At 42.6% G+C, this 9,890-nt stretch carries 8 protein-coding genes and 2 tRNA genes; 6 read left to right on the top strand and 4 right to left on the bottom strand.

Going from position 1 to position 9,890, the window contains the following annotated elements; genetic code table 11:
* Nucleotides 1–44: 44 nt before the first annotated feature.
* Nucleotides 45–584 (top strand): cell division protein ZapC, encoded by a 540-nt coding sequence (locus L1D44_RS20710; RefSeq protein ID WP_239893106.1) that lies wholly within the window; start codon nucleotides 45–47, stop codon nucleotides 582–584.
* A 307-nt stretch (nucleotides 585–891) separates the two neighbouring features.
* Here L1D44_RS20710 and L1D44_RS20705 read toward each other — a convergent pair whose 3' ends face one another.
* The 3 genes from L1D44_RS20705 to L1D44_RS20695 all read right to left on the bottom strand — a co-directional run bounded on the left by L1D44_RS20705 (nucleotide 892) and on the right by L1D44_RS20695 (nucleotide 2,215).
* The gene (locus L1D44_RS20705) at nucleotides 892–1,494 is read right to left on the bottom strand and encodes a peptidylprolyl isomerase (protein ID WP_239893105.1); all 603 of its coding nucleotides are present in this window, start codon (nucleotides 1,492–1,494) and stop codon (nucleotides 892–894) included.
* Between the two features lie 527 nt (nucleotides 1,495–2,021).
* A tRNA-Met gene (locus tag L1D44_RS20700) sits at nucleotides 2,022–2,098 on the bottom strand.
* A gap of 40 nt (nucleotides 2,099–2,138) precedes the next feature.
* Nucleotides 2,139–2,215, bottom strand: a tRNA-Met gene (locus tag L1D44_RS20695).
* A gap of 411 nt (nucleotides 2,216–2,626) precedes the next feature.
* On the opposite strand from L1D44_RS20695, the gene rlmKL reads away from it, so the two are divergent.
* From rlmKL to rmf, 5 genes are all read left to right on the top strand, one after another.
* Complete coding sequence (gene rlmKL / locus L1D44_RS20690) at nucleotides 2,627–4,762, top strand: bifunctional 23S rRNA (guanine(2069)-N(7))-methyltransferase RlmK/23S rRNA (guanine(2445)-N(2))-methyltransferase RlmL (protein WP_239893104.1); 2,136 nt, start codon at nucleotides 2,627–2,629, stop codon at nucleotides 4,760–4,762.
* The gene (locus L1D44_RS20685) at nucleotides 4,752–4,988 is read left to right on the top strand and encodes a glutaredoxin family protein (protein ID WP_239893103.1); all 237 of its coding nucleotides are present in this window, start codon (nucleotides 4,752–4,754) and stop codon (nucleotides 4,986–4,988) included. Before rlmKL ends, L1D44_RS20685 begins: the two co-directional genes overlap by 11 nt.
* A 1-nt stretch (nucleotide 4,989) precedes the next feature.
* A complete protein-coding gene (locus tag L1D44_RS20680; RefSeq protein WP_239893102.1) occupies nucleotides 4,990–6,912 on the top strand; it encodes an ABC transporter ATP-binding protein in 1,923 nt (640 codons plus the stop codon).
* Nucleotides 6,913–6,942: 30 nt separating this feature from the next.
* On the top strand, nucleotides 6,943–8,811 hold the full coding sequence (locus L1D44_RS20675) for a DUF3466 family protein (protein WP_239893101.1): 1,869 nt from the start codon (nucleotides 6,943–6,945) through the stop codon (nucleotides 8,809–8,811).
* A gap of 197 nt (nucleotides 8,812–9,008) precedes the next feature.
* On the top strand, nucleotides 9,009–9,185 hold the full coding sequence (gene rmf / locus L1D44_RS20670) for a ribosome modulation factor (protein ID WP_012155190.1): 177 nt from the start codon (nucleotides 9,009–9,011) through the stop codon (nucleotides 9,183–9,185).
* Between the two features lie 133 nt (nucleotides 9,186–9,318).
* On the opposite strand, the gene fabA is transcribed toward rmf, so the two are convergent.
* Entirely contained in the window at nucleotides 9,319–9,834 is a 516-nt protein-coding gene (gene fabA / locus L1D44_RS20665; RefSeq protein ID WP_239893100.1) for a 3-hydroxyacyl-[acyl-carrier-protein] dehydratase FabA, read from the bottom strand.
* Between the last annotated feature and the right edge of the window lie 56 nt (nucleotides 9,835–9,890).

Genomic DNA, 9,890 nt, shown 5'->3' with positions numbered 1-9,890 from the left:
ATAATCATCTATTATCCAATTGTATCTAAATAAAGGTAAACGTTATGTTATTAATGCCAAAAAGGGATTGGCAATGGGGATATAATGAAACGTATGGTGTATTAAGTGTTTCATTAGGGGATGATATGGAGTTCTTATCGCCTTATAAATTGAAGTCCCTAATACCTGATGCCAAAGAAATAATGGAGTTTAGTGTCGAGCATGCTAAGTTCTATATTGATCTGGTTGACCGTTTATCAAAAACACTTGCACTGAATGATGCACTATTAGTTCAAATAGCCTTAAATGCAACCGCTGCACATTTTTTATTAAAACCTCAGATGCCTAAGTCCTGGTTTTTTAATACGTCAAATCAATGCGTTTATAGTGAAGTTGGTAAGTTATTTCAACTTACTACGAGCGAGCATACCGTTCTGGCTATGGTCATTGAGTCTGGCTTGCAGGCATCTTTAGTTATGATCCTGTCTGCAGAGTGTCGTTTAACGGATTCGAAAAAGTTAAATCAGTTTGAGACGATAAAAGTTATGCACGATAGATTAGCACCTTTATCGGTTAAGACTCAGCAACAGTTTCGCGCAGCCTAAAAATTACACGGTATTATACTTTGTTAGGCCGATGTTATATTCGGTTCATTTCTCTTGTTTCTTCTTTATGCCTCAATAAGTCGAGTCGTCAAAACCTTTTGTCGCAAGATTTGACGACTCGAACAATCACTAACTTAAATTTTGAAGCTTCGATTACAGTAGAAAGTAGGTTCTTTTAATGCTGGTTTTTATTAATGGTTAAATATAAGTGTTTCGATTAATAGTGATAGAGCTTACTGAGTTTTGATTTTTAATTAGTGTATACCGCGTCATACTTGAGATGACGCGGCAATCGATTTATTGACTGTTAATCAATCGCACAGCTTGTTTCGGTTAGTGAGTTTATAATAATCTCAGTTGTTGGAACATCAGCGCTATCGGTATCAACAATGCTTATCTGATCGACAACATCCATTCCTTGCAACACTTTTCCAAATACCGCGTATCCATAACTAGAACTCGAAGCATCAAGCTGAGGGTTGTCTAAGACATTGATGAAAAACTGGCTGGTTGCAGAGTGAGCCGCATTCGTTCTTGCCATTGCTATGGTGCCACGCTCATTACTGATCCCAACATTTGCTTCGTTAGTGATGGGGTCGTTTCCTGGCTTGGCGACTAAACCGCTTGTGAAGCCGCCTCCTTGTATTACAAAGTTATTGATGGTGCGATGAAATAGGGTGCCGCTATAGAAGTCTTCATCGGCATAGTTTTTAAAGTTACTTCCGGTAATTGGCATATTCGTTAGGTCGATAGCTAGGGTGACATCCCCCATAGTCGTCGACATCAAATAGCAGACATCGGCTTGCAAATCGGGGGCTTGAGTTGGTGGTGGAGTCTCCGCGCTTTCACTATCGCTGCCACCGCAAGCGGTTAAACTAACACACAGTAGCAGAGGGATTGCTTTATTCATTTTGTTCTCTCTATTTAGGACATCAACAAATTGTTGTGGTTTTATTTGTGTTTATTATGTTGTGATTTTGTAGCAGGTATGATTTTAACAATTTAGAATAGAGGGGCAATAAGATAGTGCTAATGGTTACAAACTGTCGCAGGTTGGCGCAGTGTTGATATTTTTGTCGTTGATGAGTTTTTTACGCTAGAGCTTGGAGTCTTGAAGGAAACTTTAAATTCAGGCACAAAAATACGAGCTTAGCTGGCCTAGATGTTAGCAAGATTCTTAGCAATGGAATTGGTTGCGGGAGTTGCATTACTTTCAATAAGAGAAGTGGCAACGAGCTTCGTACTGTTTCTAAAAGCATTGAGTTGTGAATAGTTGAGCCCGATGAGCTAGCAAACGGCTCCATCCCTATCTTCACTTAATCATCACCGAAGTATCCGTTTTACCTTAGTGTTAGATACGGCGCAGTCGCAAATTTCAGGTACAAAAAAACCAGCTTTCGCTGGCCTACATATAACTTTATTCTGTTATAAAAGAATTGGTTGCGGGAGCTGGATTTGAACCAACGACCTTCGGGTTATGAGCCCGACGAGCTACCAAACTGCTCCATCCCGCGTCCGAATTGTATTTATTAGTTTTACTTCGTTATAAGGAAGTGGTTGCGGGAGCTGGATTTGAACCAACGACCTTCGGGTTATGAGCCCGACGAGCTACCAAACTGCTCCATCCCGCGTCCGAATTGTAATTATCAGTTTTACTTCATTATAAGGAAGTGGTTTCGAAAGCCGGGTTACTTTCTATAATAGCAGGGCAACGACCTTCGCCATGTCTATAAATAGTTGAGTCCGAGTAGCTTTTATACTGCTCCATCCCGCGTCCGATTTTAAACCTCAAAGCAGTTCAATAGAGTGAGTACTCAGCTGCCTGCCCCGAAGAGGTGGCGAACTATAGCGATGGCTTAGGTACATTGCAAGAAACATTTTAAATTAATTATTTACTCGGCTGTTTTTTGAACCTTTTTCGATTTATAGGCGCTTAAATTGCTATTACTGGTTTTTAATTAAGCTTTAGCCAATAACTTTTATCATTTAACGGCGCTAACAGGTATAATGTCCAACTAATTTTTACTGTGTGTCGACTATCAATGTTAAATTTTTTTGCTGCAGCTCCTCGGGGCTATGAATACGCGTTATCACTTGAGCTTGCCGAGCTTGGCGCTTCAGACATTAAAGAAAGTGTTGCCGGAGTTTATTTTTCGGCTTCGTTAGAGCTTGGATATCGTATTACGCTGTGGTCGCGTTTAGCGAGCAGAATCATTTTTGTCATTTATAAAGGTCCTTGTGAATCTCCAGAGCAACTTTACAACGCTGCTTATGGTATTGACTGGCAGATGCAGTTTTCCAATCGCAGCACCTTTAGTATCGACTTTCATGGCCTAGGTGGATTCATTAAAAATACCCAATTCGGTGCCTTGAAAATCAAAGACGCGATTGTGGACCGTTTTAGAGATGATGACTTTTCTCGTCCGAATGTTGAAAGAGTGGATGCCGACTTTAGAATCGATGCCCATTTCAGACGTGGTGAGATCACTATTGGTTTTAATTTCTCTGGCCCAGCGCTGCACAAACGTGGTTATCGCTCGACTACCGGTGAGGCGCCACTGAAAGAAAACCTTGCTGCGAATATGCTAGTGCGCAGTGGTTGGCAGGCTAAACCAATGGATCTACTCGATCCATTCTGTGGTAGCGGCACCATTTTGATTGAAGCGGCAATGATGGCTTGTGATATCGCGCCAGGTATCCATCGTGAGCGTTTTGGTTTTGACCATTGGTTACCTCATAACAAAAAAGTTTGGCAAGAGCTATTAAATGAAGCCGAAGCACGTGCATCGATCGGTAAAACCCGTTGTAGTATCAAGTTCTTCGGTTCAGATATTGATTCTAGGCTGGTCGCGCTAGCAAAACGTAATGCTGAAAATGCTGGTGTACTCGAGCTTATCGACTTTAGCGTCTGTAACGCGCTTGATGTAAAAGTACCGGTAGAAACGGGATATTTAATCTCAAACCCACCATACGGTGAGCGTTTAGGCAATGTGACTTCACTACTTCAACTGTATTACCAGTTAGGTGATAAGTTTAAAGCTGAGTTTGGCGGCTGGAACATTGCGATCCTAAATAGCGATGTCGAACTCTTATCAGCATTGAAGCTTAAAGCCGATAAGCAGATGAAGATGAACAACGGTGCGCTTGAGTGTGCGTTCAATCTTTATACGGTTCATGCACAAAATACCCGTCGTGTAGACCCTGCAAACATTAAGATCGAAGGTGATGTTAGTGATATCGCAGTGCCTTTTGCTAATCGTATTAAAAAGAATTTTAAACAGTTAGAGAAATGGGCTAAGAAAGAGGGGATTGATAGCTATCGTCTCTATGATGCGGATCTACCTGAGTATAATGTTGCAGTCGACAAGTACCTCGATTACGTGGTTATTCAAGAGTATTCAGCGCCATCACAAATTCCAGATGCGGTCACAAAACGCCGATTGACAGACGTGCTTATTGCATTGCCTGGCGCTATCGGCATCGACCCTAACCATATTATTTTGAAGACCCGTGAACGTAAGAAGGGCACGAATCAATATGAGAAGTTAGTCGCAAGCAAGCTTGAACTTATTACTACTGAGTATGGTGCTAAGTTTAAGTTAAACCTGAAAGAGTACTTAGATACCGGACTGTTTTTGGATCACCGTTTAACGCGTAAGTTAGTGGGGGACAAGTCTAAGGGACGCAGTGTATGTAACCTGTTCTCTTATACCGGTTCTGCATCTGTACATGCTGCGCTTGGCGGGGCGAAGTCTGTCACAACAGTCGATATGTCCAACACATATATCGATTGGGCAAAAGAGAACTTTGCGTTAAATGGCTTAAACAGTGATAAGTATCAGTTTGTTCAGGCTAACTGCCTTCAGTGGATAAAACGCACTCACGATAGATTTGATCTGATTTTTATCGATCCTCCGACCTTCTCAAACTCGAAGCGTATGGAAGACTCATTTGACGTTCAGCGTGATCACGTTGCTATGCTCACTGATGTGTTCAAGCTGCTAAATCCAGGTGGGGAAATCATTTTCTCTAACAACAAACGTAAATTTAAGATGGAAATTGCGGAGTTGGAAGCACAAGGTATGTCGATTAAAAACATCGACAATCAAACACTGCCACTGGATTACAAGCGCAATCCGCATATCCATAACACATGGTTAATTACCCATGCAGGCTAATGCCTCAGTTATTTTATATCACACAGATGCGTGCCATCTGTGTGAATTAGCAGCAGATTTACTCATGCAGGCCGGCGTTGACTATGATGCCTTGGATATCTGTGATGATGACAATTTAGCTGAGCAATATGGTATTCGAATCCCGGTCGTAAAAATTGCCGATAGCCAAAGTGAACTTAATTGGCCGTTTGATCTCGAAGCATTAGAAGAATTTTTAGGAGCGTAAGTTGAGTCTTGTACGTATTAATAACGGATCTTTAGCCTACGGCTATACCCCATTATTACAAAATGCTGATTTTACAATTGAAGCTGGTGAACGCGTTTGTATCGTTGGTCGTAATGGTGCCGGTAAATCTAGCCTGATGAAGATCTTAAGTGGCGACGTATTACTGGATGAGGGTGAGTTTAATATCGCCACCGACGTTAAAGTAAGTCGTTTGCAGCAAGACCCACCTAAGGCCGAGCAAGGCACTGTTTATGCTTATATCGCCGCAGGCTTGAAAGAGGTCGGTGAGAAGCTAGAGCGTTACCATCAACTTTCTCACGATATTGGCACCGCTACTCCAGATGAGATGGAGCGGATGCTTAAGCAGATGGAACGTTTGCAGGAAGATATCGACCATCTTAATGGTTGGCAGTTAGATAATCGCATTAACCAAAACTGCGAGTTACTCGGCCTTGACCCCGATGCTCCCTTGTCTGAACTATCGGGAGGTTGGCAGCGTAAGGTTGCTTTAGCACGCTCTTTAGTTAGCGACCCAGATCTTTTATTACTCGATGAGCCTACCAACCATTTAGACATTGACACGATTGAATGGTTAGAGCAGTTCCTGCTGAGTTATCGTGGTGCCATAGTGTTCGTCAGTCACGACCGTGGCTTCATTCAGCGCATGGCGACTCGAATTGTCGATTTAGATCGTGGTGTGGTGACCTCTTGGCCTGGTAATTATCAAGCATACCTTGACGGTAAGGCTGAATGGCTTCGAGTAGAAGCCGAGCAAAATGCTCATTTCGATAAGAAGTTAGCAGAGGAAGAAGCCTGGATCCGTCAAGGGGTTAAGGCACGCCGTACCCGTAATGAAGGGCGTGTACGTGCGCTTAAAGAGCTTAGAGTCGAGCGAATGGCGCGTCTTAATCGCCAAGGCAATGCCAAGATGACGGTTGCCGATACCGAGCGCTCAGGTAAGTTGGTGTTTGATATCGAAAACCTTGATTACAATTTACCAGAGAAGAACTTAGTTAAAAACTTTAGCGCAACGGTAATGCGTGGTGACCGTATCGCGTTAATCGGTCCTAACGGCTGTGGTAAATCAACACTGGTTAAACTACTTATTGGTCAATTAGAAGCACAATCGGGTAGTGTGAAAGTCGGTACGAAACTTGAAATTGCATATTTTGACCAGTATCGCGAAGCCTTAGATCCTGAGAAAACTGTTGAAGATAACGTTGGTGAAGGTAAGAAAACGGTAACCATCAACGGTCAAGACCGCCATATCTTAAGTTATTTACAAGATTTCTTGTTCTCGCCTATGCGCGCGAGAACGCCAGTTAAGGCACTGTCAGGCGGTGAGAAAAATCGTTTGCTGTTAGCGCGTTTATTGCTAAGACCTGCAAACTTAATTATTCTCGACGAACCAACAAACGACCTTGATATTGAAACCTTAGAGTTGTTAGAGTCACTGCTTGCCGATTATAAAGGCACGCTGTTATTGGTAAGTCACGATCGTGCGTTTATTGACAACACAGTGACCAGTAGCTGGTGGTTTACCGGCAATGGTGGCTGGAGTGAGTATGTTGGCGGCTACCAAGATGCAGTTTCTCAAGGAGCCAGATTTTATTCTGAGGAACCTCAAGCTGCAAAAGCTGTCGAAGCTCCTGTGAGTGAGGCTAAAGCCGTTGTACAACCGAAAGTGGCTAAAAAAGCCGAGAAGAAGCTTTCGTACAAGTTACAACGCGAATTAGAGTCTCTACCTGCCTTAATGGAGCAGTTAGAGGTGGAAATCGAACAACTGCAAACAGTTGTTAGTTCACCTGAGTTTTATGCTCAGGAGCAAAAAATAGTGAATGAAAACTTGAAAGCATTGTCCGATAAGGAAAGCCAGCTTGAAAGTTGCTTTGAGCGATGGGAAGAGCTCGAGTCATTGAAGTAAGCTAAAAAATAAGAAATAGGAAGCGAGTTAATGAAGTTTAAGTTGGATAAAACCCTATCGTTAGTAGCTGTTGGTGTATTAAGCGTACTTCAGGGAGCTCAAGCGGCGCCTGTTTATGAAATTATTAATATCGACCTAGACACTTATGATCTCAATGGCACCATCGAGAATACCCGTAACGGCTATGGTATGGCTGTTAATGCGAATAATGAAGCTGTAGGCGCGGCTAAAGGTAAAAAGAAACTGACAGTGTCAGAAGATGATGATGGTGTTATCGACATTGAAGATGGGGTGGCGGACTCTGAAACCATTAACTATTCGGTTAACCTTCCGATTATTGCGAACAACTTTACTTTTACTGCAATAGAGAATGATCCAGATACACCTTGGTTACCAACGTTTGAAAGCGTGAATGGCACCACAGCGCCGACATTCCCAGAAGATGAGGCTACGGTTAACTCGGTCGATACCTTCTTCTATGACATTAATGACAGCGGTGTGAAAGTCGGTGCCATGACGGCACCAGAGAAAACGGTCAAGTATGATGGTAGTAGCGAAACACAGGAGTTTTGGTACTACCGTGATTATGAGCAGCGCGGCTTTGTTAAAGCAGGTACCGATGCTGAAATTCCGTTAATTCCTCCTTATAGTGAATATATCTATAAGGAAGGGGAATCAGATGAGCAAACTATTAATCTTGGTGGTTTCTCTAGTGCAGCAGCGGTTAACGCTAGCGGTTTAGTCGCGGGTTATGCCAGTACCGACATCGGCGATAACAGTGCAAGCATTATCAAATCATGTGTCGACAACGATAGTGACACTGCGCCGCAAGACATCTGTATTCAAGCTAAGCAGTTTCCAAATCAATATGGCTACAGCGACATTCAATATCAGATCCGTGGTTATGTTTGGCAATACGAGACGGGTGGAGTCACGGCGACACAGCTTCCGTTAGGCCTGGAAGTTACCAATAATGAGAGAGTTTATAGTGCGCAAGGTCTAGGTATCAACAGTGAGGGGGTCGTTGCCGGACGCTCTTATGTTTATCGTAAAAACGATAAAGACAGATTGTATTATGATGCAGCCTACTGGACTAAAGGCGCTGATGGCACTTACGAGTACAACTGGGTTGATGTCGATAAAGCAAAAGACGTTTATTCATCGATTGCTTATGACATCAATGATAACGGCATCTTAGTTGGTAGCTATAACAAGTACATCAATGGCTATAGAAGAGATAAGTTCTTCTATTTCGACACTAATAACCCTGAAACTCCGCTGGTTACGCCTAATGACTTCTATGAAAATCTATCGGATTTGAGTAGCCGCGCGCGCGATATTAACAATCAGGGTCAAGTTGTCGGTTATATCGAGACGACACACGATAAAGAGAAGCCACGCCCTAAAGCTGCTTTCTTATATGATCTACCAAAGGATGAGTTTAGTAATGTAAACGATTTACTGACCTGTGAGTCCAAAGGCTACAAAAAGAATGCTGATGGTGAGTGGGAGCGTAACTTAGTCGAAGTGCAAGATGGCTCGGGTAAGACATTGACCTATAAGAGTGAGATCCTTGTCGTTGAGGGTAACAGCATCAACGAAGACGGCACTATTGTAGGAACCGCCTTTATTCGTAAACCATCATATAAGTTCGATGAAGACGGTAACTTAGTGATAGGTGAAAACGGTTTACCATTCTTCGAGGTGAATGGCTACGGTGACCCTGTTACCTCATTTTTACCACGTATGGTCGTGTTACAGCCGAGTACATCGGGCGCAGAAGCTTGCACGGTTAAGGACGATGATGGCAGTAATGATAACTATGAGCGTAAAGGTGCAGCAAGTTTTGCATGGCTTCTAGCCTTACCTTTGCTATGGTTTAGACGTCGAGTTAAGTAAGGCTGAATAGATTATTTACTCAATAGAAATCGAGGCTATATGCCTCGATTTTTTTGAAATAAATTTGTAAGACTTCTCAATAGCTTAAAATTTAACCGTGGTTTTGGTGGTTTTTAGGGATTGATCTCGAGTTTAAAAAGCATTATTTATGGTGGTGAAGCGTTAGCTTCTTTTGTTATCTCAGAGAGGATGCTTGCATGAAAAGACAAAAAAGAGATCGATTAGATAGAGCTTTTTCGAAAGGCTTTCAAGCAGGAATTGGTGGCCGGTCGAAAGAGATATGTCCATATTCGACACTAGATTCAAAATCACAATGGCTTGGAGGTTGGCGTGAAGGCATTGATGGTCGGCTGAGCGGTTTATTTAATAAGTAAGGCTGATGAATAAACAAGACTCAGTAACCTAATTCTAAGAATTATCTTGAAGTAAATAATCGTTGAGAAACAATTTTGCCCTCTTTGAAAGAGGGCATTTTTATTGCGGTATAGCGAGTGTAATGCTTGGGAACTAGAAGCTAGTGGTGTCTGTAAAGATCCCGACTTTAAGATCTTTAGCACTATAGATTTCACGGCCGTCTACTTCCATAGTGGCATCGGCAATACCCATAACCAGCTTACGGTATACTTTACGCTTAATAGTTAGCTTATAGGTGACTTTTTTCGCTTCAGGTAGTACTTGACCAGTAAATTTGACTTCACCTACACCTAGCGCTCGTCCTTTGCCCTCAGCGCCTTCCCAGCCGAGAAAGAATCCGACTAGCTGCCACATAGCATCAAGACCTAAACATCCCGGCATAACTGGGTCACCTGCGAAGTGACAGTCAAAGAACCAAAGATCTGGATTAATATCGAGTTCAGCAACAATTTCACCCTTACCGAATTCACCACCATCCGCGTTAATCTTTAGAACACGGTCGATCATCAACATGTTGTCTTTAGGTAGTCTCGGAGAATTAGGTCCGAATAGTTTGCCAAGTCCACAGGCAATAAGGTCTTCTTTGGTAAAACTGTTTGCGTTACTCATTATTTTAGATACTCCAGCAATTTGAGTCGCCAAGGTTAGCGAACACGTGTACGCTA

It is taken from the genome of Shewanella sp. Isolate13, from assembly GCF_022398325.1.
Classification (GTDB): domain Bacteria; phylum Pseudomonadota; class Gammaproteobacteria; order Enterobacterales; family Shewanellaceae; genus Shewanella.
Note: the sequence above shows the minus strand (reverse complement) of the source record. Positions and strands in the feature narration are given on the sequence as shown.

Coding starts and splice junctions, on each gene's coding strand:
- L1D44_RS20685 (WP_239893103.1), top strand. CDS start 4,752: ATGCAGGCTAATGCCTCAGTTATTTTATATCACACAGATGCGTGCCAT.
- rlmKL (WP_239893104.1), top strand. CDS start 2,627: ATGTTAAATTTTTTTGCTGCAGCTCCTCGGGGCTATGAATACGCGTTA.
- L1D44_RS20710 (WP_239893106.1), top strand. CDS start 45: ATGTTATTAATGCCAAAAAGGGATTGGCAATGGGGATATAATGAAACG.
- rmf (WP_012155190.1), top strand. CDS start 9,009: ATGAAAAGACAAAAAAGAGATCGATTAGATAGAGCTTTTTCGAAAGGC.
- L1D44_RS20705 (WP_239893105.1), bottom strand. CDS start 1,494: ATGAATAAAGCAATCCCTCTGCTACTGTGTGTTAGTTTAACCGCTTGC.
- L1D44_RS20675 (WP_239893101.1), top strand. CDS start 6,943: ATGAAGTTTAAGTTGGATAAAACCCTATCGTTAGTAGCTGTTGGTGTA.
- fabA (WP_239893100.1), bottom strand. CDS start 9,834: ATGAGTAACGCAAACAGTTTTACCAAAGAAGACCTTATTGCCTGTGGA.